Genomic DNA, 21,611 nt, shown 5'->3' on the forward strand with positions numbered 1-21,611 from the left:
ACATCGAGGAACCCACATGTTTCGTTTGATCATTCAGCGTCTGGCCATGGCGGTCCCGACGTTATTGCTGATCTCTATTGCGGTCTTCGCAATGATCCGGCTGATACCCGGTGACCCGGCGCTCTTGATGCTGGGCGACATGGCTGATCCGGCCAGTCTGGTCAAGCTGCGGCAGTCCCTCGGGCTGGATCAACCGGTGATCGCGCAGTATCTGATCTGGCTCAAGGCAGTGTTCCAGGGGAATCTGGGCTTTTCGATTACCAGTCATGAGGCCGTTTTGCCGCTGGTGCTTGAAAGGTTCAGCGTCAGTGTGACCATCGTTCTGACGTCGGTCGCGCTGGCGGCGGTGATTGCCGTTCCTCTGGGCATGTTGGCGGCGTGGAAACAGGACACGCTGGTTGATTTGGGACTGGTGACGACCGCGACGTTGTTACTGTCGATCCCCGGTTTCTGGATGGGCCTGTTGCTGCTGTATGTGTTTGGCCTGGAGTTGGGCTGGTTGCCGGTGGTGGGGTATGTGCCGTTTTCGGCTGATTTTGGCAAAGCGCTGGCCTACATCATCTTACCGGTGACAACGCTGGTGCTGCATGAAAGCGGCGTGATTATCCGGATGCAGAGGGCCAGCTCGATCGAAGTCTTGCGCCTGGACTACATCGCTCATGCCCGAGCCAAAGGGTTGTCGGAGCGTGCGGTGCTTTGGCGCCATACGTTGCGCAACGCTTTTGCACCCACCTGGACATTGATCGGCCTGATCCTCGGCAACCTGCTGGGCGGGATCGCTGTCATCGAAACGGTGTTCACCATTCCCGGCATCGGGCGCCTGATGGTCGACTCCATTTATGCGCGTGATTACCCCGTACTGCAGGGCTGCCTGTTGCTCATTACGTTCGTCTACGTGTTGGTCAACCTGCTTGTAGATTTGATGTATCCGCTGTTCGATCCTCGGGTGAAAGCATGAAGATTCTAAGCGAAATTGCCGCGCCACCGACCGCAGTGCCGAAGGCACCGGAGCACAAGCGTCCGCTCCCGTTCAACGCGCTGATCGGTGGCAGCCTGCTAGTGGTGCTGGTGCTGCTCGCGGTGGCCGGTATCGTCTGGACACCGTATGACCCGCTGCGTCTGGATCTGGCCCACCGATTTATGGCGCCGTCCTGGCCGCACATTCTGGGTACTGATGAGTTCGGCCGCGATGTCTTCAGCCGCATAATCATCGGTGCCCGCACTAGCCTGTGGATCAGCCTGCTGACGGTGATATTGGCCATCAGCGTTGGCACGCTGTTCGGGTTGCTCGCCGGTTACCTGCGTGGCTGGACGGACCGCCTGTTGATGATGGTTAACGATGCGTTGCTGGCATTCCCCGGGATGTTGCTGGCGCTGGGGTTGCTCGCCATTGTTGGCGCGAGTCAGTACGGCATCGTGCTGGCGCTGGGCCTGGCCTATATCCCCACCGTGGTTCGGGTGGTGCGCAGCACGGTGTTGTCGTTGCGTGAACGAGAGTTCATCGAAGCCTCCAGGGTCATTGGCAATGGCGAGCTCTACACCATGTGGCGGCACATCGCGCCGAACTGCGTGGCACCGTTGATTGTCCTCGCCACCAGCATGTTTGGTTGGGCGATTCTCTCGGAGAGCGCCTTGAGCTTTCTCGGATTGGGCGTTCCGCCGCCTGCGGCCACGTGGGGAAACATGCTGGCCTCCAGCCGGCCGCATCTGGTCACGGCACCGTGGCTGGGCTTCTTCCCTGGTTTGATGATTTCCATTGCCCTGATCGGCATCAATCTTTTCGGTGACGCCCTGCGTGATCGCCTTGACCCCCGGATGAGTCGCTAATGGATACCGTCAAGCCTTTGCTTCGCGTCAGTAATCTTTGCATCCAGGTGGGAACCGAGGGTTCGCTTGCGGTTGACCACCTGAGTTTCGACATGGCACCCGGCGAGATCGTAGCGCTGGTGGGTGAGTCCGGCAGCGGAAAGACGATGGCGGCGCGTGCTGTCATCGGGCTGTTGCCGCCGCCGATGCGCGTCGCGTCCGGTCGTATCGAGTTTGCCGATATCGACTTGTGCACCTTGCCTTACGATCAGTTGCGTGATGTTCGCGGCTCGAAGATCGGGATGGTGTTTCAGGAGCCGATGGTCTCGCTCAACCCGACAATGACGATCGGTCAACAGATGGCGGAAGGGTTGCGTCTGCATACCGATCTGGATGAAAAAACCATTCTTGCCCGGTCGTTGGAGATGCTGCGCCGAATCGGCATGGATGATCCACAACGTTGTTTGAATGCCTTTCCTCACGAGTTCTCCGGTGGCATGCGACAGCGCATCATGCTGGCTTCGGTCATGTTGTTGCGCCCGGCGCTGTTGATCGCCGATGAGCCGACCACTGCCCTCGACACCCTGGCCCAGGCTGATGTCATCGAACTGATGCTCGAACTGACGCGGGAGGAGGGCACCGCGATCTTGTTCATCAGTCATGACTTGTCGCTGGTGGTGCGCCATGCCCACAAAGTCGTGGTGATGCGCAGCGGCAAAGCGATCGAAAGCGGCCCGACCGAACAGATCCTGCTAGGCCCCAAGGCCGATTACACCCGGCAATTACTCGAAGCACTGCCCACCCGAGGCAACCTTGAAAGCGCATCACTGGCCTCGCCGTTGGTCGACATGCGTAACGTCACCATCGAGCACCCGGGGCGCCAGGGTTTCCTGTGGCGCGGTAAAGCCAAACGCGCGGTGGATGGGGTCAGTCTGCAAATCGCTGCGGGTGAAACCCTGGCGCTGGTCGGCGGCAGTGGTTCGGGTAAAACCACCCTTGGCCGTTCGGTTGTCGGGCTGATCAATCCGATTGCTGGCGAGATCTTTTTCGATGGCGTCGACATCCTCAAAAGCGCCAACCGTGAGCATCGATTGCAATGTCAGATGATCTTTCAGGACCCGGTATCGTCCCTCGATCCGCGCGCCAGAATTTCTGAAATTCTCGCTGAACCGTTGCGCCATGTACCGGGCCTTAGTCGCGAGCAGCGTGCCGAGCGCGTGCGCACCATTCTGCACGATGTCGGTCTGGACCCGCTCTTCGCCGACCGCTTCCCCCATCAGCTCTCGGGTGGTCAGCGGCAACGCGTGGCGATTGGTCGGGCGCTGATTCGTCACCCCAAACTGGTCATCGCCGACGAACCGATTTCCGCTCTCGACATGACCATTCAAAAGCAAATCCTGGCGTTGTTCGAGCGGCTGCAAAAGCAGTACGGCTTCGCTTGTCTGTTCATCTCGCATGACCTTGCGGCGGTGGAACGAATTGCCCATCGCGTGGCTGTCATGCAGCAAGGTCGACTGGTTGAAATTGGCACCACCGCACAAGTGTTCGATAACCCGCAACACGCTTTCACTCATCGATTACTGGCTGCCGCCAATCCGTTGGTGCGACTGGCCGATGGGAGCTATCAATTGCGCAGCAGTGCTGCTGTGTGAAGGACTTTAAGGCCGTCGTACCTGTGGCGGCGAACCTGTTTCATCTTTATCAAGGACTCGCTTATGAATCGTTTTTTAGTAAACGCTGTGACGCTGAGCATGATGACCCTGATCGGTTGCGGTATCGCCCAGGCGCAAACCTTGCGTCTGGCGATGAACTCCGATATTCGCAGCCTGGACCCCGGGGTCAATCGTGACGACCGGTCCGATGCGGTCGTGCTGCATATGACCGAAGGGTTGGTGGCCTATGGGGAAAAGGGCGAAGTCAAACCGTTACTGGCACAGAAGATCGATGTCTCTGCTGATGGTCTGACGTACACCTTCACCTTGCGCCAAGGCGTGAAGTTCCATAACGGCGAGCCGTTGACCGCCGCCGACGTGCTATGGAGCTGGAACCGCGACATGGACCCCAAGACTCAGTGGCGTTGCTTGCCGGAGTTCGATGGCAGCGGCTTGACCAAGGTGACCAAGGTAACGGCACCGGATGAGCATACCGTGGTGATGGAACTGGAAAAGCCCAGTGGTATGTTCCTCGCCACGCTGGCGCGTACCGATTGCGGCGGCACCGCGGTACTGAACAAAGCCTCGGTCAACGCTCAAGGTGAGTTTCTGGCGCCGATAGGCACTGGCCCTTTTCAGTTAAGCGAGTGGAAGCGTGGGCAGTACGTCACGCTGACCAAATTCCCTGAATATCAGTCCTTACCCGGTCCACGCGACGGCTATACCGGAGGCAAGAGCGCGCTGACCCATGACGTACGGTTTGTGATTATTCCCGATCAGGCGACGGTCAAGGCGGCGCTCTTTTCGGGCGACCTGGACATGGCTGAAGTCACCGAAACCGACCTGCCCGAAATCAAGACCCACGCAACGCTCAAGGTCTCAACAGACCCCAGCGCGACCATGAATGTGCTGATGTTCCAAACCCGGGATCCGTTGCTCAAGGACAAGCGTATTCGTCAGGCCATTGCCGCCGCCATCGATGTCAAACAACTGGTAGCGACGACGAGCAATGGCTTCGGTGTGCCCAATAACTCAATCATCAGCGTCGCCTCCAACTACTACGGCCCAAGCGAGCAACGCGGCTTCACCTACGACCCACAGAAGGCTGCGCAACTGCTCCAGGAGGCAGGCTATCGCGGCCAACCGCTGACGATCGTCGCCAACAAGCGCTCGATGGTTCCCAGTTATGACCTGGCAATTATTGCCCAGGCGATGCTTCAAGCGGTCGGCATCAACGCGCAGGTTGAAGTGATGGAGTGGGGGACTCAGCTTGAGCGTTACCAGGCTGGGCGTTATCAAGCGATGTCCTTCACCTATTCGGCACGCTTCGACCCGGCGCTGAGTTTTGAGCAGGTGACGGGTAACAAGGACAAAGAGTCGCGCAAGGTCTGGGAGGATCCTGTGGCGATTGAGTTGCTGACCCAGGCACTGAAGGAAGGTGACGTCGCCAAGCGTCAGTCAATCTTCGATCAACTGCATGAGCGCTTCATCGATCAAGTGCCGATGATCGTCATGTACAACGGCCTGGACATCGTCGCGCTGAATCAGAACGTAGAGGGCTACGACGCCTGGATCGGGCAGAAGCCGCGCCTGTGGGGTGTCAGCATCAAGCCTTGAAACTCATTGTTCCAGCGGGGTTTGACGGATGTGCGCCGCGATCAGTCGCTTGAGTTGTTCGCGGTCACCGTTACGCAGGAGGTCAAGGATCTGGAAGTGTTCGCGGCTCGACTGCTCGGCGCGTAGATGTGTGCGCCAGGTACCACCTGGAGACGATGGGGGACGGCTGCGAATTTCTTCAATGAACTCGATCATTACGCGGTTGGTGCACATGTCATAGATCCCGCGATGAAACTCGAGATTCGCGCTGTAGCACTCTTGCATCGTGCCTTCGTTTACCAGGCGGCTGAAGCGCTGCGCGATGACGTCCAGCGCCTGCAAACGCTCCTCGGTGACCTCCATCTGATCGACGGCGGCACATTCGAGTGCGATGCGAACTTCGCGGGTATCCGACACCTGGGTCAAGTCAGGCGTGTGGACGTAATAACCCCGATTGGGGATGTGTTCGACCATATTTTTGAGGACCAACTGGTCTAGCGCACGACGGATGTCCAGTCGAGTACAGCCATAGCGGTGTTCGAGATCGATCTGCTTGAGCCAGCTGCCGGTCGGAAGAATACCAGCATTGATGTCGTTTGAAATCAGCAGCACCAAATGGCTGCGATCAGTCGTTTTTTTGTTCAAAGGTAACTTCCACAAAACTTAGAAGTGGGCGTGTGAGTCGTCGACCGTGCATGACCCTGACCCGCTGTAGTTTTCAATAATGGCACAATTATCAACGAGGTTTCACAATGTTGAGCAACCCTCAAGACACCCCGGAAGCGCGGCATCGTCAGATGTACTACCGAGGTAGCACGACCATTTTTTCGTGCCGTAAGGATCCGCGTTTTGTCTATTGTCTTTATGTTCCGCAAACCTTCGATCAAGCCCCTGAGGGCCACCGTCTGCTGGTCGCGGTCCATGGTACCGGGCGCACGATGGTCGAGTATCGGGACGCGTTTGCCGAGTTCGGGCGTTTCAACCGCTACATCATTCTCGCGCCGCTGTTTCCGGTAGGTCCACTGGGCGATGGCAACCCGCATGGTTTCAAATACCTTAAGGAAGGGGACATTCGTTATGACGAAGTCCTGCTGGCAATGGTTGATGAAGTATCCGAGGCGCTCAGCACGTCGTTCGAGAAGTTTTCATTGTTTGGTTATTCGGGCGGTGGGCACTTTGCAAACCGATTTTACTACCTGCACCCCGAACGTCTACGCTCCGTTTCTATCGGTGCACCGGGGTCGGTGACCTTGATCGATGAGGGGCGCGATTGGTGGGTGGGTACCGGAGGGATTGAGGCAATTTTTGGCAAGCGCCTGAATCTCGATGCGCTGCGTGAAGTGGATGTTCAACTGCTGGTGGGTGCCGCAGACCTGGAAACCTGGGAGATTCACTACGCACCCGGCTCGGTGCAATACATGGACGGTATCAACGACGCCGGGCGTACGAGGGTTGAGCGCAACGCAACTCTGGCACGTAACCTTGAGGCCTATGACATACGTGTTCAGCAAGACATTGTTCCCAACACTGCCCACGCCGGAATATCGGTTGTGCCCTACGTCCAAGACTTTCTATTGCAACTGGGCGATTGAATCAAAACGCTGTCGAGGCCACATAAATTTATGAGCGCTAATTACCAGAAAACCTTTTATGAAACCACGGCCGACATCACCACCTATCCCGCCCAATCGGGTCGTGTAGATACTAAAGTGTGCATCCTCGGTGGTGGCCTGGCAGGCCTGTCTACCGCACTCGGGTTGGCGGAGCGTGGTCTCAATGACGTCGTTGTTCTGGAATCTCATAGCATCGGTCATGGTGCCTCGGGTCGTAATGGCGGCTTCGTCTTCGGAGGCTACAGCCTGGGAAACGCTGACCTTCTCGCCGCCCTTGGCGTTCAAGAGGCGCAACACCTTTACCGGCTAACGCTTGATGCCGTTGAGTTAATCCGTAATCGTGTCAAACAATACGATATCGATTGTGACTTGGTTGACAAGGGTGTGATTCTCGCTAATTGGTTCAACGACCCGTCAAGACTTGAAACACCGCGAAAACTCATGAGTGACGTCTATGGGGTTGATTGGGAATACATGCCGCCAGGCCAGTTGAAAGAGCTACTCAAGACTGAGCGCTATTTCGGCGGCCTGCTGGAGCGTAACGCTTTCCACTTCCATCCTCTCAAGTACGTGTACGGCATTGCTCGTACGGTGGCTGAATTCGGTGTGCGTATCCATGAGCAATCATCCGCCCTGAACATCGAGAAGTGTGGAAAGAAATATGTTGTGCAAACCGTAGGCGGGGAAGTGCATGCCGAGCATGTCATCTTTTCCTGTGGCGGATACGCGCGCGGCGTCTATCGCCCGGTCGAACGTGCTGTATTGCCAATTGCCACCTATGTCGTTGCAACCGAACCTCTCGGGGCTCGCTTGAAAGAAGCTATTGATTGTGAATCAGCAATCTACGACACGCGGTTCGCTTTTGATTACTACCGGCCGCTTCGCGACAGCAGGATTCTATGGGGAGGGCGGATTTCGGTGCTCAATCGGAGCCCGGAAGCGATCGCCAGTCTGCTCAAAACAGATCTTTTAACGGTATATCCCCAGCTGGAAGGTGTAGAAATCCAATATTCCTGGGGCGGGTTGATGAGTTATGGCCGGCATCAAATGGCCCAGATTGGTCAAGATGATGCGGGCGTCTGGCACGCCGTTGGTTTTGGTGGTCATGGCATGGCACCCACGACGGTGGCGGGCGAGGTTCTGGCTGACGCTATCGCTAAGTCCATTCCGATTCCCGACGGTTTCCGCAAGTTCGGGTTGACCCGTACTTTTGGTCTGGCCGGTCTAGTCGCCGCGCAAATGACCTATACCGCATGCCAAGCGCGAGATGCTTTCGACGCTCTGCGCCTTAACAAGTAACGGCAACGATAGTAACGCTATCGGCGATACGGCCTGTTTTGACGAAACAAAGCAGGTCAAAAATTAGTTCGGACAGCTAGAGATTGGCAGCTCTTGGCAGAAGTTCCGCTCTGACACATCATTTAACTTATGGGCGATGTTGAATGTCCATGAGTCGTCCAAAGCCTCTAGCACCGTGGGCTCAACGGTCAAATACAGGTGCATTTGTTCACAGATTTATGTTCATGAGGAGCCCTCAACTATCTATAGAAGGCTTTTTCCTGGAATTAGTACCGCGCCTGCCTGGCGCAGACTGAGAAGTTACTGGGACTGAGGGCACGCCTCAATCAGAAAATAGCTCGAACATCAGCTGGCGAAGCCAACGATTGGCTGGGTCCTTGTTATAGCGTGCATGCCAGAACAAATTTATTTCGATGTTAGGCAGTACCACCGGCGTCGGTAGAACCGCGAGCCCAAAGGGTTGTTCGCAACTGCTGGCGAATCGTTCAGGCACTGTTGCCATTAAGTCGGTGCGTTGAAGGATGTGGCCTACTGCGACGAAATGAGGAACCTCCAGGCGTATGTTTCGCTCGATGCCGGCCCGCGCCAGAAAGGTATCGACTTCGCCATGCCCCGTGTTCGCCGCTACAACGCGAACGTGGTCATAACTGCAAAAACGCTCAAGCGTTAACGGCTCCCTGGTAGCCGGGTGGTCCTTGCGGCACATGCAGACATAGCGATGGTGAAACAGGCGTTGCTGAAAAAATCCAGCTTGCAGGTGCGGCAGTAGTCCAACGGCGAGATCAATCGCACCGTTCTGCAACCCTTCAGCCAAGGTATTGGAGGTGTTGCGCAGTGTACTGATCGAGCAACCCGGAGCGCGTTCAGCCAGAGCGTCCATCAGCCGCGGCATGAAGTAGATTTCACCAATGTCGGTCATCGCCATCGTAAACCTGCGATTGCAGGCGAGCGGGTCAAATTTGTCCTGCCGGCTCAGTGCATCACGTAAGGTCTGAATGGCCAGCGCAACTGGCTCAGCCAACTGCCGGGCATAGGGCGTGGGCTCCATTCCTTGATAAGTGCGAACGAAAAGCTCGTCGTTCAAAGCGACACGCAATCGCTTTAACGCGTTGCTAACAGCGGGCTGGGTCAACTCAAGGCTATCCGCCGCCGTTGATACCCTGCGGTCAATGAGCAGTTGGTTAAACACCAGAAGTAGATTGAGATCCAGTTCACGTAATTCCATAACGCCTCGTGCAGATTGCGCGCTCATAAGGGCTATAAATCTTTGCCCACCGTTGGGTCTGCACCGCTCTGAATTCGCCGCTGCAAGAGCCAAAGCCTAACAAGTGCCAGACCGCCGCGTCCATCGTGAGATCGATGGGACTTTTGCTCCCCTTAGATCTTTATTCACGCTCGAAATAATGCCTATTCACCTGGCTGCATTTATCACGGTCGATCGTTTGCCCATGATCAAATCCATGTCCAGTGCTGAACGCTCTGCGTAACACCATTGGGCACCGCGCAATTTCCGGAGGCATCAGATCCTCCGGCTCTATAACAATGACAAGAAGAGCGATGCCATGCGTACGATTGATGTATCAGCCCTGATTGACGGGGCACGTTTCAATACCTTCCATGCGCGCGTGCTGTTCTGGTGCGCGCTCATCATCATTTTCGACGGCTATGACCTGGTCATCTATGGGGTCGTGTTGCCTTCACTGATGTCCGAGTGGGGCCTCAGTTCGTTACAGGCGGGTGCGTTAGGTAGCTGTGCGCTGGTGGGCATGATGTTGGGTGCTCTGTTTTTCGGTTCACTGTCGGATCGTATAGGCCGACGAAAAACCATCATGATGTGTGTCGCCATCTTCAGCGCAGTCACAGCGATCAACGGGCTGGCACGGAGCCCCGAGGCTTTCGCTTTATGCCGATTCATCGCCGGTCTTGGGATCGGGGGTGTAATGCCCAACGTTGTCGCGTTGATGAACGAGTACGCGCCAAAGAAATCCCGTAGCACTTTGGTCGCGATCATGTTCAGTGGCTACTCGTTAGGGGGAATGCTATCGGCGAGCCTGGGCATGGTGCTGATCCCACAGTGGGGATGGCAAGCCGTGTTCTATGTAGCGCTGATTCCGCTGTTGGCCTTGCCATTTCTGATACGACAATTGCCAGAGTCGATGGATTTCCTGCTGCGCACCGGGCAGACCGTAAAGGCCCAAAACCTGTTGGCACAAGCTGCGCCGTCTTATGAACCAAGCGCAAACGACCAGTTGAACCAGATGGTTGCCAAAGGCACGACTGTGTCGATTGCGCAGCTGTTCCAGGACGGGCGCAAGTTGAACACTTTCATTCTGTGGTTGGCGTTTTTCTGTTGTTTGCTCATGGTTTATGCATTGAGCTCCTGGCTGCCAAAACTCATGAGTGCTGCAGGCTATGGATTGAACTCAAGCCTGGCGTTTCTGCTGGCGCTAAACGTCGGCGCGATTATTGGCGCGGTAGGCGGTGGATGGCTGGGGGACCGAATTGGTATCGCAAAGGTCTTGTTCGCGTTTTTCAGTTGTGGAGCATTAGCCCTGAGCCTCTTAGCGCTCAAGGCGCCGTTACCGATACTTTATTTGCTCATCGCCATCGCAGGGGCTTGCACCATTGGCACGCAGATCCTGGCCAACGCCTGCACGGTGCAGTATTACCCTGCGCACATACGGTCTACAGGGCTTGGTTGGGCGATGGGCGTCGGTCGCACCGGAGCCATCATCGGTCCTTTGTTAGGAGGTGCACTGCACGCTTCTTCATTGCCGCTGCAGGCGAGCTTTCTCATCTTCGCAGTACCAGGTCTGATAGGGGCCATCGCTATTCTGGTGTTTCTGATTCAGAACTCTCCAGGCCGTCAGGCCGCTCCATCCAAGCAACCCGTGTCGCAGTAACGATTGCAGAAAAAGGCGAGCTCAAGGAAGAGCTCGTCTGGCCAATGACTGCTCGTCTTGAAAAGTAATATTCACACTCGTGATGGAATGTATGGTGGTTACGGTATTTATCAATAGCGCTCAGATGGCGATGATTTGGTTACTCCAATAACAATCAGCCTCATGGGTAACTTGCTATGCGTACTTCTCAATCCAAATTGCACATCGGTATTGTTGGCGGCGGTATTGCCGGCGTGGCTCTGGCCCTGGACCTGTGCCGTCATTCCCATCTGAGCGTGCGGTTGTTCGAAGCGGCTCCTGCCTTTGGCGAGGTCGGAGCGGGTGTCTCCTTCGGCGCCAATGCCGTTCGTGCCATCGCGGGTCTGGGTATTGCCGAACCCTACCGCAAGATCGCCGACCAAACGCAGGATCCCTGGCAGGACATCTGGTTCGAATGGCGTCGTGGTGAAGATGCCGGCTATCTGGGCGCAAGCCTGGCCGAAGGGGTAGGGCAGTCTTCGGTACACCGTGCTGACTTCCTCGATGCTCTGGCCAGTCAGTTGCCCGAAGGGATCGCCCAGTTCGGCAAGCGCGCTGTCAGTGTGGAGCAGGATGCCGAACAGGCTCGCGTAGTATTCACCGACGGCACTGAGCATCGCTGCGACCTGTTGATCGCCGCGGACGGTATCAAGTCTTCAATTCGTGATCATGTTCTCAACGGTCTTGGCGAACCCCTTGTAGCACCGCGTTTCAGTGGTACTTGCGCCTACCGTGGGATGATCGACAGCCAACAGCTGCGCGCCGCCTACCGGGATCGGGGTGTCGATGAGCACTTGGTCGACGTTCCGCAGATGTATCTGGGGCTCGACGCACATATCCTCACATTCCCCGTTAAACAAGGCCGGCTGATCAACGTTGTGGCCTTTATTTCCGATCGCAGTCGCCCTGATCCAACCTGGCCAAGCAATTCTCCATGGGTGCGCAATGCCAGCCAGGAAGAAATGCTCTCCGCCTTCAATCATTGGGGAGACGCTGCACGGGTGCTGCTCGAATGCATTCCGGCACCCACCCTTTGGGCTCTGCATGAACTCGATGAGTTGCCAGGCTACGTGCACGGTCGCGTAGGGCTGATCGGCGATGCTGCGCATGCAATGTTGCCGCACCAGGGCGCTGGCGCAGGTCAGGGGTTGGAAGACGCTTGGCTTCTGGCGCGATTGCTGGCCGATCCGCAGGTTCTGGACAGCCAGCCACAAGCGGTGCTCGCGGCTTACGACGCAATCCGTCGTCCCCGTGCCTGCCGTGTGCAGCGCACATCCTGGGAAGCCGGGGAGCTTTATGAACTGCGTGATCCAGCTGTGGCCGATGACGAACAGTTGCTGAGCAAAACCCTCGCCGAGCGTTTCGACTGGCTGTGGAATCACGATATGCAGTCCGACCTTCAAGAGGCTCACGCCCAGTTGGGTTGGCGAGCGCTCGCCTGACGAATTGAACCGACATGTACGGAGGGAGCCTCCCGCAGCTCTCTTCGTTTGTGAGTACCATTAAGATCTGGTGAATCAAGAACGCGAACTGCCGGCGCGCTGGAGCCCCCAGAACGTCGGCAGACTTTGAGCCAGCAGTGACTTACGCTTTGCTGGATGCTTTTGTCGCCATGGCGCCGTCACCCAGCAACGCGACGACCAGTGCTGTCGCCGCCAGGTAGACAGGATATTCCCAGCCACCATTTGCGTTGGTGAAGCTCCAGCCATTGCCGAAGTGGACAGTCGCGACAATGAACAGTTGAACCACCGCCAGAGCGGCCACCCAGCGCGAGTAGACACCCAGTACCAGCATCAAACCGCCGACGACTTCAAAGGCCATGACTGGGTAAGCCAGAAAGCCCGGAAAGCCGATGGATTCAAAAAAGCCTGCTGTGCCTGCCGGGGTGAACACAAGCACTTTGGTCAGTCCGTGAGCGATGAACATGATGCCGAGGGCGAGGCGCATAACCAGTGCGGCATACGGAGCGGTGCGTGAGTCGATCATGGTGCGGTTCCTTTGTTTACTTGGAGAGTGACAGCGTGTGGGTCAGCCATTGCGAGAAGTCCGCCAGTTCTTCAGCGACAATCTCGTGGGCCATGTCGTAGAAATGTGTTTCGTGGGCGACACCGATTCGATTCAGCCAGGCGTCCGATTCTTTCGCCCAAGCCACGGGCAGGACATTGTCCTGATGACCATGGGCGATGAAAGCGCTGACCGACTTGAGTCGCTCGGCGGAAGCGATCCGAGGATCAAGTTCGCGCAGCATTCGTCCGCTCAAAATTGCGAAACCGGCAACCAGCTCGGGCTCGGTGACCCCAAGGCTCGCGCTCATGATGCCGCCCTGGCTGAAGCCGGCGATCACAGTCGGCAACTTGGGCAGTGCTTCGATGAATCGCTGCAACAGGTGCCGACTGGACTCTGCTTGCTCTTGATTGAACGAAGGGCCGTTGCTGGTGAAGTTCACCTGATACCAGGCGAAGCCCTGTGGGCCAACTTGCAGCGGACCGCGCAGCAGAATCACTTCCAGTTCTTCGGGCAGCAATGCGGCCAATGATGCGAGATTCGCTTCGTTTGAACCGACACCATGCAGTAAAAGCAGGCGGCCCCTGGGGGACGAAGTGCTGCACCCTTTGCGGAAAAACAGGCCCGTTTGCGGCTCGCGGGCCGCTTCAGAAAATGTAATGTCACCCATGGTCTGTCATGCCTTAACTGAGTTGAATGGATTCAGATCCATCATTGTCGTTCGAGGTAAACAGGTAGCTGTCCATCGCCAGCACCCCGTAGCTCACGCCGCCTTCCAGGACACGCGTTTCATAGCGTTCGCCGGCCGCACCAAGGGCGATGAGCAACGGTAAAAAATGCTCGTCAGTCGGGGGGGCACGTTCTGCAGAAGGGGCGTGCTGCATATAGTCCAGTAGCAAATCGGTGTTGCCCGCCTGCAAGTTTTGGGCTGTCCAGGCAGCAAACTCTTTCACGTAGTCAGCCCCATGGCTGGCAGCCCCCCGAAACTCATACAAGTTATGGGTCAGGCTTCCGGAAGCGACGATCAGCACGTTCATCTCCCGCAAGGGCTTGAGGGATTTACCCAATTTCCAGGCTTGATAGGTGTCGAGGCCGGCAGGCATCGATACCTGAACGATGGGTATGTCGGCCTCAGGTGCCAGATACAGCAGAGGTACCCAGGCGCCGTGATCCAGACCTCGGCCGGCGTCAAGTCGGGACTTCCATCCCGCATTCTGCAGCAGCCCCACGATATGAGCGGCGAGGGCCGGAGCCCCCGGTCCGGGGTAGCGCAACTGATACAACGCCTCGGGAAAACCACCGAAATCGTGAATGGTGTCGGGGGCGTTGCTCGCCGTAACGCTGATTTCGCCGCGGGTCATCCAGTGCGGAGAAAGGATGACGATGGCATCAGGTCGCGGCAGTTCGCGACCGAGTTCGGCCAGTCGTTGACCCGCCAGACCAGGCTCGATGGCGAAAATCGGAGCACCATGAGACACAAACAACAGGGGGAAAGAAGTGTTCATGTGAATGCTCCTCACGGATTACTGGTAAAGCCAGGCTGGGGCGATCGAAGTGCCCAGGCCGGCGCCGTAGCCGAGGTAGATATTCAGACCTGCCAACGCCGAACCCATGTTTCCGGTACCCACTACTGCAATTTTCATGGCGACCTCATTTGTCTTGATGTGCGTTTCGATGGCTCAGTTTATAGATTGAGATATTGAGACAAATAAGGCCAAATGCGACTAACCGTTCCACTTGGCGAGACAATGATGGACAGAGCGCTGGAGATGCAGGTCTTCTGCACCGTGGTCGATAAAGGCAGTTTTGTCGGGGCGGCCGAGCCCCTGGGGATGTCGAAAGCGGCCATCTCACGTTACGTAAGCGGCCTTGAAGAACGACTGGGTGCGCGACTTCTGCACCGCACAACCCGACGGCTTTCGTTGACGGAGGAGGGGCGCCAGTTTTACCACCAGGCGCGTGAAGTCCTGGCGCTCATGGATCAGGCCGAGGAGGCCGTATCGTCCAACGCACCGGAACCCAGTGGCGTTTTGAGGGTGAATGCACCGGTCAGTTTCGGTGTGCTGCACTTGGCGCCGCTATGGGGCGACTTCATGAAGGCCTACCCCAACGTCGAGCTGGACATCAGCTTGAACGACCGACTGGTGGATCTTGTGGAGGAGGGCTTCGACGCCGCTGTTCGTATTGCCCGTATGGAAAGCTCTTCCTTGATAGGGCGCCGACTGGCGGGCACGCGAATGTGTCTGTGCGCTTCACCCGGCTATCTGGCGAGTCACCCTCAGGTGCGCACTTTGTCTGACCTGACAGAGCACGGCGTGATTGCCTATACTAACTTCGCCAGCGGCAACGAATGGCAGTTCCAGGGTCCTGACGGCAGCGAAAGTGTGCGCACCCGCCCGATTGTTCGCTGCAACAATGGCGATACCTGTCGCAGTATTGCCTTGGCGGGGGGCGGCATCGCGTTACAGCCCAGCTTCATGGTGGCCGAGGATTTGCGGACGGGGGATCTGGTTGAAATCCTGCCCGAGTACCAGTCGGTCGAATTGGGCATCTACGTGGTCTATCCCACCCGCAAGCACTTAGCAACCAAGGTCCGGGTGCTGATCAATTTTCTGGCTGAGCGATTTGCCCACCCGCAATGGGAGCAGTAGCAGGCCTTTGCGGACCCCAGGCATGTCGTGGTTGTGAGTCGATAAGCAACCGCCAGCGAAGGCAGGACTTGCCTGGCTATCGCTGGCAGCAATCGCTCACACGAACTGCAGAACGTCGTTAACGGCTTTACGAGGCTTTTTTGGCCAGTTGGCCGAGCCAGGATAGCCAACGGTGATCAACATCACTGGAATCTCAGTCTCGGAGAGACCAAACGCCTGAGCCACTGCCAACGGGTCGAATCCGATCATGGGCGTCGATACCAATCCTTGACCCTTCGCGGCGAGCATCAGGGTCATGGCGGCCAGCGAGCCTGAGCGGATCGCTTCGTCGCGTTGTAACTGCGGGTTGTCCTGGTACATGCCTTGAGCCGCGCCAACCCACATGTCGTAGATCGCCTGATCAATGATTCCTGCATCCAGCGTCGGCTTCAGGGCTGATGGCAGGGTTTCATGAGGATTGAGGGTGCCACAGACAATAAATATCACGGCTGAATCCATGACCTTTTGTTGACCGAAGGCCAATGGCAGTAATCGCGCCTTTGCTTCGGTGCTGCGTACCGCGAGGAACTTCCAGTTTTGAAGATTAAAGGCGGAGGGGGCGTGCGTTGCCAAATCGATCAGCTCGGCAATTTGTTGATCCGGCAACTGACGTTCAGTGTCGTAGCTGTTGGCGGAAATTCGGGACTTAATAACTTCAGCAATACCGGACATAGGGATCTCTGTGCAGGGAAGGGGATGTGCGCAGTCCCGGTTGTTGCCGTCGAGCCTGCGCCTTCATTGAACTCAGCGGCTGAAACCGTCGAAAGGGGTCATGTATACCGCCCCGAACGGATCAAGGCGTTTGCGGATTTCTGCATCCGGTGTGCCGTAGACCACCAAGCTAGTAACGGTGCACAGCTCGAGAAAACGCTTGCCGAATGGTGCGAAGGTGGTGTCTACGTGACTGACTACAGCCTCGGCGTTATAGCGTTCAAGGATGTGAACGGTGCTGTTGTCGTCGTTGACGCTGTATTCGTAAACCAGTGTGCCAGGCTCGTTGCGGGTAGCTGCCACGATGGTCGCGATCAGCGCCTTGAACTCCGGAAACTCTTCGGGCTTTACCGCGAGGGAGAACAGGCAAGAGATATGTGGGTGCATGAGTAGCCCTTGCGTCAGAGGCTTCATAGAAAGCCTGTTGAGGATGCATCGCTGGCCAAGCCGATGCATTCGGTGCCGATGGCGGTCAGGGTTTCTCGGGCGCGTCCCCGAACAGTTTGCCGGCACCAGCCCAATCCGAAGCCGCAACGTCCTCGAAAATGACGTAGATGTAATTGGCATCTGTACCTGTGTGTTTAACGATGCTTTCGGTGATGTCTGCGGCAACAGCGGCTTTTTGTGCGTGTTCTTTACCTTCGAACCAGCTCACACGTACGACGGGCATGATGGTGTCCTTTTGGGTATTGATGATCGGGAGATAGGTGCGCGACGTACGATCACGATCTGCACCGTTGCATTGCTGGAGCCCATCTTACTGTTGAGTATGCTGGCGATAAACGACCTAAAACTATAATCTGGGTAGATTAAAACTCTACAATTATCGAGCTGGCATGGTACCTATCGATTCGTTTCAAGGCGTCATTACATTCGTCGTGGCGGCGCGCTCGACCAGCTTCACCCAGGCTGCCGAACGCCTCGGAGTGTCAAAATCCGCCGTCGGCAAAGCCATTGCGCGCCTGGAAGAACGCTTGGGCACACAGTTGTTTCATCGTACGACTCGTCGCATTTCCCTGACCGCGGATGGTGAGGCCTATTTCGTGGCGTGCTCTACCGCCCTTGAAGAAATTGGTGCCGCAGAGAGCGGGTTGGGTCCCGGTGGTGGTGAGCCCTCCGGACGCCTGCGAGTCGACATTCCTGTGGCATTCGGGCGTCGGGTCGTGGCTCCATTGCTGTTTGAGGTCGCCAAAAAGTACCCGGCTTTGCAACTAAACCTGACGTTCTCCGACCACCTGGTTGATCCCTTCGAGGAGGGCATCGATTTACTGGTCCGCTTTGGAGAACTGCAAGACACCAGCGGTCTGGTGGCGCGGCGGCTGACACGACAACGCTGGGCCATTTGTGCCGCCCCCGACTATTTGACGCGCTTTGGCATTCCGCAGACCCTGGAAGACCTGAGCCAACACCGTTGCATTGTCGGACATCGACGCGGCCAGCCGCTATCCTGGCGGGTGATGCAGGCGGGGCAGACCGTACGATATGCGCCACCGTCGCCCCATCAGATTGGCGACGGGGAAGCCATGATTCTCGCGGCAGTCGCCGGCACCGGTTTGTGCCAGATGCCACGCAGCCTGTTCCAGGACGATATCGAAGCAGGCAGGCTGGTGGAGGTTCTGCAAGTGTATGAACCGGAAGCTGTCGATGTGCATGCCGTGTGGCCAAAGGTGTCCCATCTGCGGCCGAAAGTCAGGTATGTGGTCGATGAGCTGGTCAAGCTATGTGAGCATTGGCAGTGATTCAGGCTGACGCCGGGTCAATTCCAATTGATTGCTCTAAAGAGCCTTACACATCATTTAACTTGTGCGCGATGACCGATGCTCATAAGCGGCTGTAACCCTGGATTTTGAGACCGGTTAACCAGAAACAGGGTTAGAGTGTTCATCAATGTCTGTTCATAAGGGCCCTCCACTCGATTCGCGTAGTCGCGCCAAGCGGTTCCAGCGAACGAACAGGGTAAAAAAACCGTATATCAATCGTTATGTGAAGAATGAATCGTCCGCTGTTTGTTTCTCTAGATGGGCCCAAGGGAGCCGGCAAAACCACACTGTTGGAGGCCGTTACGAAAGTACTGAGGGCAGACAACAAAAAGGTGATCCGACTTTGCGAGAAAAAAAGCGATCCCTACAGGGGTGAAACAATGGCCCTCGTTAACAAACTCGTCAGAAATCCCACCCGGGATTTGGAGGTGGAGGTTTGTGAGCGCTTTGCTGATAGCCGTACCTGGATTTCCCAGCACGTGCTGGCTAAACAGCCACCAGGCAGCATCATCTTGATCGATCGCTGGTACCCGTCTGATGCCGCGTTTCGCCGGATAGTCCCGTTTGCAGAAATTCTACAGTTGAACATTGATCGAAACGTGCGAGTGCCAGACCTGCATGTCGGGGTTGTCACCGCCCCTGATATTTCATGGGCGAGGGCAGCGGCACGACGGCGTGGGCTGAGCAGTACTGTGATCCATAAGCTGGAAGAACATGTCGCTTGTACCAAGTCGTTCGAGCGAGCGATTGCAGATAACGGCTGGGTTTTATGCCGTAATGAAGGAACGATCGAAGACGCAACGATGCAGGTGATTTCTGAGATCTATAGAGTCCTTCGATGCGCCGCAGGCGAAGTTCGCTGAGAGGCCCTTGGAAGAAGTTCCACCCAGACACATCGTTTAACATAATATACATTACACGTAACAATATGTTTCGAGATTAGCCCGGTTGCTGTCGCGATCAGCAATTCACCGGACATAAATTTTTGAATCGCCGGAATCCTTTAGAAATCATAAACCTGCGGATCTACCCTCAACCTACATCTAGAAATTGCAAATGACCCCCCACGCATAAAATATGGGCCGCTCCTGGTGCTCCTGGTGCTCCTGTGGCTACGATCGCGACGCTAGAGGGGTTTGAGCCTAGAGCGATACAGAAAAAATGCTCATTCACCGGAAAAAAAACGTAGTGGAAAAAGAATTTTGAATCGCCGGAATATTTGCCCTTCAATTGCCCTTGAAGCATGAAAAAGGATCACGTTGGGATGTGCGGAGGCGCCAGATGCGGTATTTAGGCAAGGTAATGTGCTCGTAAACCAAGATTTCGAAGCCCCATAACGCATTTTTTAATCACCGGAAAAAAGATAAAATCGCTCTAAATTATCGGAAATAAGCCTCGTCTTTTACCGATAAAAATTCGGATACGCCCGTAATACCTGGGTTGCGCAAGATTTTTAATTCGCCGGAAAAAAGTGAAAAAAATTATGAATCGCCGGAATTGGTCACCATACGCTGGCGTAAATGGTTCGAGAGCCGATAGTCGTCTGTTCCGCACTCAAGTTGGTGCGGTTCCGCGTAAAACTTAATAGATAAGTCGATAAGCGCCCTGGATTGGTCCGATGGTCAAGTCCCGTTTCGTCCGGGTCGGTGGCAAGCAGAAAAGCAGCGCGGATATCTACCAGGTCAATGTGGCTTGGCGTCCCTTCAGCCAGACCCACCGAAACGTAAGAGACATCTTCCGGGGTCTGCAACGACGGACAGCCGCTACAAGATGGCTCAAGGTTCAGTGGCGCAAGTGTTTGCCGTGTGTGGCAGCTTCTATCAGTACGCCATGGACGAAGGACTCACCGAGGCCAATCCGTTTCGCGCGGTCAAACAAAAAGCCGTTTATAAGCAACGCCATACCCAGGACGTGTCGGGCCGCGCCCTCTCCCACCTCCAATGGGATTATGTGATCGAAACCGCCGAAGAAATGGCGGAAGAAGATCCCGTCCATGAACGTACGCTGTTCATACTCGCGACGTTGTTTGCGATGTACCTGCGGGTTTCCGACCTGGTGGGACGCGACAACTGGGAGCCGACCATGGGGGATTTTCGTCGGGATACCCTGGGCAACTGGTGGTTCCATGTGGTCGGAAAAGGGAACAAGGCGGCCAAAATCAGCGTGCGCGATGACTATATGCACTCTTAATATGACCCGCTATCGCAGACACTTGGGACTAAGCGCCCTGCCCTCGCCGCATGAGACCTATCCCCTGCTGACCACATTGAACGGCCGGGTCGGCCTTTCAGGTCGACATTTACGCCTGTTGCTTCAGCACGTATTTGATCGGGCATTGGTGAAAATGACCGCAGAAGGCCGCAGTGAGGATGAGATCGATAACCTGCGCTCTGCGTCGCTGCATTGGTTGCGACACACGTCAGCGACCTTTGATGCGCCGTTTCGCGATATGAAGGATTTGCAGGCGGACCTTCGGCACAACAGTCTAAGCACCACGCAAAACACCTACTACAATTCGCTCGATGAGCAGCGTGCGCATTCGGTCAAGCACCTAAAGTTAAAATGATGCGCATGGTGGGAGCCTGGCCGTGGAAAAACACCTCATAAGCGACACCTGCGTTCGACAGCCATCGAAAGGTTTTTTTGACGCGCTTGCCTTATGGCCAGATTTGACCGCAGCTGCTGACCTCATCCACCGCAGATTGGACATCAGTTTTTATTACGATCTTGCCTCGCTACTGGGACTCAGTCCCAAAGCCCTGTTTGTCTTGCTTAGTATTCCAGCTGCGGTTCAACGCAGGTGGATAAAGGCTGGCCAGCTCACGGTTAGCAAAAGTGACTATGCATACCGTCAGGCTCTGGTACTACGGGATGCGCTTGCGCTGTTCGAAGGTGATAAGAAAGGGACCATGGTGTGGCTTACGCAGCCGAATCGCGCGCTGAACCGGCTTGCGCCAGGTAGCATGCTCAGTACGTTTGTAGGGATGGACACCGTTACGAAGCTGATCTGGAAAATCGAAAACGGTGTATCTCTTTAAGCGGACCCCACATCAATGTGCGATTGCCCGGGAATGCTTGGCGATTTGCATTCGAACTGGCCACTCGGTTACGTCGCGGCGAGCGACCGATTGCATCGAAGCAGGGCCATGGGGTGACCGCTCGCCATCAGATTTTCGCTCCGAAGGCAGCATCGCTTGAGCAATAGATGAAAGCTCTATCGAGTTTTTAACTCATCCAGCTCCTTCCGGACTCTGCGCAGAAGAGCCTCACCGTCGGTTTGGCTGGTATAGGCTAGCGTGAAAAGCGTCAAGGGATGGACGTGGAGCAGATCGGCTAGTTCTTCCACACGCGCCCAAGAGGGTGCTTTGGCTCCATTTTCCAGTCGGCTGATGTTCGACTGGGCCAGACCCAGCGCATCCTGCGGCATATTACGGGCCAGACGCACGGCCAGCAAAGCCCGACCAAAAGTATGCTTTTGCTTCATTTTTTCCCTTGGCAAATAGCAGCCATAGGGCCACAATGCCGCAAAACGAGCCATGCCCTATAGGGCATATTTTCA

General features: G+C 56.1%; 21 protein-coding genes and 2 pseudogenes. 13 read left to right on the plus strand and 10 right to left on the minus strand.

From position 1 onward, the window contains the following. The first annotated feature begins 16 nt into the window (after nt 1-16). From ACYZTW_RS16350 to ACYZTW_RS16365, 4 genes are all read left to right on the plus strand, one after another. On the plus strand, nt 17-958 hold the full coding sequence (locus ACYZTW_RS16350; RefSeq protein ID WP_462000876.1) for an ABC transporter permease: 942 nt from the start codon (nt 17-19) through the stop codon (nt 956-958). Further along, a complete protein-coding gene (locus tag ACYZTW_RS16355) occupies nt 955-1,827 on the plus strand; it encodes an ABC transporter permease (protein ID WP_462000877.1) in 873 nt (290 codons plus the stop codon). Before ACYZTW_RS16350 ends, ACYZTW_RS16355 begins: the two co-directional genes overlap by 4 nt. Continuing rightward, a complete protein-coding gene (locus ACYZTW_RS16360; RefSeq protein WP_462000878.1) occupies nt 1,827-3,458 on the plus strand; it encodes a dipeptide ABC transporter ATP-binding protein in 1,632 nt (543 codons plus the stop codon). The genes ACYZTW_RS16355 and ACYZTW_RS16360 overlap by 1 nt, the downstream gene beginning before the upstream one ends. Before the next feature lie 63 nt (nt 3,459-3,521). After that, nucleotides 3,522-5,075: an ABC transporter substrate-binding protein gene (locus tag ACYZTW_RS16365; RefSeq protein WP_462000879.1), complete on the plus strand. Its 1,554-nt coding sequence runs from the start codon at nt 3,522-3,524 to the stop codon at nt 5,073-5,075. A 3-nt stretch (nt 5,076-5,078) separates the two neighbouring features. Here ACYZTW_RS16365 and ACYZTW_RS16370 read toward each other — a convergent pair whose 3' ends face one another. Beyond that, the gene (locus ACYZTW_RS16370; protein WP_462000880.1) at nt 5,079-5,699 is read right to left on the minus strand and encodes a GntR family transcriptional regulator; all 621 of its coding nucleotides are present in this window, start codon (nt 5,697-5,699) and stop codon (nt 5,079-5,081) included. Between the two features lie 107 nt (nt 5,700-5,806). Here ACYZTW_RS16370 and ACYZTW_RS16375 point away from each other — a divergent pair, with 107 nt between their 5' ends. Beyond that, on the plus strand, nt 5,807-6,646 hold the full coding sequence (locus tag ACYZTW_RS16375) for an alpha/beta fold hydrolase (RefSeq protein WP_201188142.1): 840 nt from the start codon (nt 5,807-5,809) through the stop codon (nt 6,644-6,646). A gap of 30 nt (nt 6,647-6,676) precedes the next feature. After that, a complete protein-coding gene (locus ACYZTW_RS16380; RefSeq protein WP_462000881.1) occupies nt 6,677-7,966 on the plus strand; it encodes an NAD(P)/FAD-dependent oxidoreductase in 1,290 nt (429 codons plus the stop codon). Between the two features lie 322 nt (nt 7,967-8,288). Here the strand turns inward: ACYZTW_RS16380 and ACYZTW_RS16385 are convergent, their stop codons facing one another. Next, the gene (locus ACYZTW_RS16385; protein ID WP_462000882.1) at nt 8,289-9,191 is read right to left on the minus strand and encodes a LysR family transcriptional regulator; all 903 of its coding nucleotides are present in this window, start codon (nt 9,189-9,191) and stop codon (nt 8,289-8,291) included. Nucleotides 9,192-9,528: 337 nt separating this feature from the next. Between ACYZTW_RS16385 and ACYZTW_RS16390 the strand changes: the two genes are divergently transcribed. Together ACYZTW_RS16390 and salA are read left to right on the plus strand one after the other, a co-directional pair. Beyond that, nucleotides 9,529-10,869, plus strand: a complete 1,341-nt coding sequence (locus ACYZTW_RS16390) for an MFS transporter (RefSeq protein WP_462000883.1) — start codon at nt 9,529-9,531, stop codon at nt 10,867-10,869. A gap of 176 nt (nt 10,870-11,045) precedes the next feature. Next, on the plus strand, nt 11,046-12,329 hold the full coding sequence (gene salA / locus ACYZTW_RS16395; protein ID WP_462000884.1) for a salicylate 1-monooxygenase: 1,284 nt from the start codon (nt 11,046-11,048) through the stop codon (nt 12,327-12,329). Between the two features lie 142 nt (nt 12,330-12,471). On the opposite strand, the gene ACYZTW_RS16400 is transcribed toward salA, so the two are convergent. The 4 genes and pseudogenes from ACYZTW_RS16400 to ACYZTW_RS16415 form a co-directional block, all read right to left on the minus strand. Beyond that, nucleotides 12,472-12,873 carry a DoxX family protein gene (locus tag ACYZTW_RS16400; protein ID WP_462000885.1) on the minus strand — a complete coding sequence of 134 codons (402 nt, stop codon included), beginning with the start codon at nt 12,871-12,873 and terminating at the stop codon, nt 12,472-12,474. A gap of 16 nt (nt 12,874-12,889) precedes the next feature. Continuing rightward, entirely contained in the window at nt 12,890-13,561 is a 672-nt protein-coding gene (locus ACYZTW_RS16405) for an alpha/beta hydrolase (RefSeq protein WP_462000886.1), read from the minus strand. A 13-nt stretch (nt 13,562-13,574) separates the two neighbouring features. Continuing rightward, on the minus strand, nt 13,575-14,396 hold the full coding sequence (locus ACYZTW_RS16410; protein WP_462000887.1) for a DODA-type extradiol aromatic ring-opening family dioxygenase: 822 nt from the start codon (nt 14,394-14,396) through the stop codon (nt 13,575-13,577). Between the two features lie 18 nt (nt 14,397-14,414). Further along, nucleotides 14,415-14,492: pseudogene (locus ACYZTW_RS16415) on the minus strand (NADPH-dependent F420 reductase); the annotation flags it as partial. A 150-nt stretch (nt 14,493-14,642) separates the two neighbouring features. On the opposite strand from ACYZTW_RS16415, the gene ACYZTW_RS16420 reads away from it, so the two are divergent. Beyond that, nucleotides 14,643-15,542, plus strand: a complete 900-nt coding sequence (locus tag ACYZTW_RS16420; protein ID WP_462005769.1) for a LysR family transcriptional regulator — start codon at nt 14,643-14,645, stop codon at nt 15,540-15,542. 96 nt (nt 15,543-15,638) lie between these two features. On the opposite strand, the gene ACYZTW_RS16425 is transcribed toward ACYZTW_RS16420, so the two are convergent. The 3 genes from ACYZTW_RS16425 to ACYZTW_RS16435 all read right to left on the minus strand — a co-directional run bounded on the left by ACYZTW_RS16425 (nt 15,639) and on the right by ACYZTW_RS16435 (nt 16,962). Continuing rightward, a complete protein-coding gene (locus ACYZTW_RS16425) occupies nt 15,639-16,253 on the minus strand; it encodes a nitroreductase family protein (protein WP_462000888.1) in 615 nt (204 codons plus the stop codon). Nucleotides 16,254-16,325: 72 nt separating this feature from the next. Next, nucleotides 16,326-16,679 carry a putative quinol monooxygenase gene (locus ACYZTW_RS16430; protein ID WP_462000889.1) on the minus strand — a complete coding sequence of 118 codons (354 nt, stop codon included), beginning with the start codon at nt 16,677-16,679 and terminating at the stop codon, nt 16,326-16,328. An 85-nt stretch (nt 16,680-16,764) separates the two neighbouring features. Further along, a complete protein-coding gene (locus ACYZTW_RS16435; RefSeq protein ID WP_020723503.1) occupies nt 16,765-16,962 on the minus strand; it encodes a tautomerase family protein in 198 nt (65 codons plus the stop codon). Between the two features lie 166 nt (nt 16,963-17,128). Here ACYZTW_RS16435 and ACYZTW_RS16440 point away from each other — a divergent pair, with 166 nt between their 5' ends. The 4 genes and pseudogenes from ACYZTW_RS16440 to ACYZTW_RS16455 all read left to right on the plus strand — a co-directional run bounded on the left by ACYZTW_RS16440 (nt 17,129) and on the right by ACYZTW_RS16455 (nt 21,090). Next, complete coding sequence (locus tag ACYZTW_RS16440) at nt 17,129-18,031, plus strand: LysR family transcriptional regulator (protein WP_462000890.1); 903 nt, start codon at nt 17,129-17,131, stop codon at nt 18,029-18,031. A gap of 251 nt (nt 18,032-18,282) precedes the next feature. Further along, complete coding sequence (locus ACYZTW_RS16445; protein WP_462000891.1) at nt 18,283-18,915, plus strand: dTMP kinase; 633 nt, start codon at nt 18,283-18,285, stop codon at nt 18,913-18,915. A 737-nt stretch (nt 18,916-19,652) separates the two neighbouring features. Next, a pseudogene (locus ACYZTW_RS16450) lies at nt 19,653-20,618 on the plus strand (tyrosine-type recombinase/integrase); the annotation flags it as partial. Nucleotides 20,619-20,640: 22 nt separating this feature from the next. Then, a complete protein-coding gene (locus ACYZTW_RS16455; protein WP_462000892.1) occupies nt 20,641-21,090 on the plus strand; it encodes an antitoxin Xre/MbcA/ParS toxin-binding domain-containing protein in 450 nt (149 codons plus the stop codon). 176 nt (nt 21,091-21,266) lie between these two features. Here ACYZTW_RS16455 and ACYZTW_RS16460 read toward each other — a convergent pair whose 3' ends face one another. After that, complete coding sequence (locus tag ACYZTW_RS16460; protein WP_462000893.1) at nt 21,267-21,590, minus strand: helix-turn-helix domain-containing protein; 324 nt, start codon at nt 21,588-21,590, stop codon at nt 21,267-21,269. Between the last annotated feature and the right edge of the window lie 21 nt (nt 21,591-21,611).

This window comes from Pseudomonas sp. LB3P25, assembly GCF_054897985.1.

What these genes read in the sequence shown, in the direction of transcription:
- ACYZTW_RS16430 (WP_462000889.1), bottom strand. Translation starts at nt 16,679, where the DNA reads ATGCACCCACATATCTCTTGCCTGTTCTCCCTCGCGGTAAAGCCCGAA.
- ACYZTW_RS16360 (WP_462000878.1), top strand. Translation starts at nt 1,827, where the DNA reads ATGGATACCGTCAAGCCTTTGCTTCGCGTCAGTAATCTTTGCATCCAG.
- ACYZTW_RS16435 (WP_020723503.1), bottom strand. Translation starts at nt 16,962, where the DNA reads ATGCCCGTCGTACGTGTGAGCTGGTTCGAAGGTAAAGAACACGCACAA.
- ACYZTW_RS16375 (WP_201188142.1), top strand. Translation starts at nt 5,807, where the DNA reads ATGTTGAGCAACCCTCAAGACACCCCGGAAGCGCGGCATCGTCAGATG.
- salA (WP_462000884.1), top strand. Translation starts at nt 11,046, where the DNA reads ATGCGTACTTCTCAATCCAAATTGCACATCGGTATTGTTGGCGGCGGT.
- ACYZTW_RS16390 (WP_462000883.1), top strand. Translation starts at nt 9,529, where the DNA reads ATGCGTACGATTGATGTATCAGCCCTGATTGACGGGGCACGTTTCAAT.
- ACYZTW_RS16420 (WP_462005769.1), top strand. Translation starts at nt 14,643, where the DNA reads ATGGACAGAGCGCTGGAGATGCAGGTCTTCTGCACCGTGGTCGATAAA.
- ACYZTW_RS16355 (WP_462000877.1), top strand. Translation starts at nt 955, where the DNA reads ATGAAGATTCTAAGCGAAATTGCCGCGCCACCGACCGCAGTGCCGAAG.
- ACYZTW_RS16400 (WP_462000885.1), bottom strand. Translation starts at nt 12,873, where the DNA reads ATGATCGACTCACGCACCGCTCCGTATGCCGCACTGGTTATGCGCCTC.
- ACYZTW_RS16460 (WP_462000893.1), bottom strand. Translation starts at nt 21,590, where the DNA reads ATGGCTCGTTTTGCGGCATTGTGGCCCTATGGCTGCTATTTGCCAAGG.
- ACYZTW_RS16380 (WP_462000881.1), top strand. Translation starts at nt 6,677, where the DNA reads ATGAGCGCTAATTACCAGAAAACCTTTTATGAAACCACGGCCGACATC.
- ACYZTW_RS16365 (WP_462000879.1), top strand. Translation starts at nt 3,522, where the DNA reads ATGAATCGTTTTTTAGTAAACGCTGTGACGCTGAGCATGATGACCCTG.
- ACYZTW_RS16445 (WP_462000891.1), top strand. Translation starts at nt 18,283, where the DNA reads ATGAATCGTCCGCTGTTTGTTTCTCTAGATGGGCCCAAGGGAGCCGGC.
- ACYZTW_RS16440 (WP_462000890.1), top strand. Translation starts at nt 17,129, where the DNA reads ATGGTACCTATCGATTCGTTTCAAGGCGTCATTACATTCGTCGTGGCG.
- ACYZTW_RS16385 (WP_462000882.1), bottom strand. Translation starts at nt 9,191, where the DNA reads ATGGAATTACGTGAACTGGATCTCAATCTACTTCTGGTGTTTAACCAA.
- ACYZTW_RS16405 (WP_462000886.1), bottom strand. Translation starts at nt 13,561, where the DNA reads ATGGGTGACATTACATTTTCTGAAGCGGCCCGCGAGCCGCAAACGGGC.
- ACYZTW_RS16410 (WP_462000887.1), bottom strand. Translation starts at nt 14,396, where the DNA reads ATGAACACTTCTTTCCCCCTGTTGTTTGTGTCTCATGGTGCTCCGATT.
- ACYZTW_RS16350 (WP_462000876.1), top strand. Translation starts at nt 17, where the DNA reads ATGTTTCGTTTGATCATTCAGCGTCTGGCCATGGCGGTCCCGACGTTA.
- ACYZTW_RS16425 (WP_462000888.1), bottom strand. Translation starts at nt 16,253, where the DNA reads ATGTCCGGTATTGCTGAAGTTATTAAGTCCCGAATTTCCGCCAACAGC.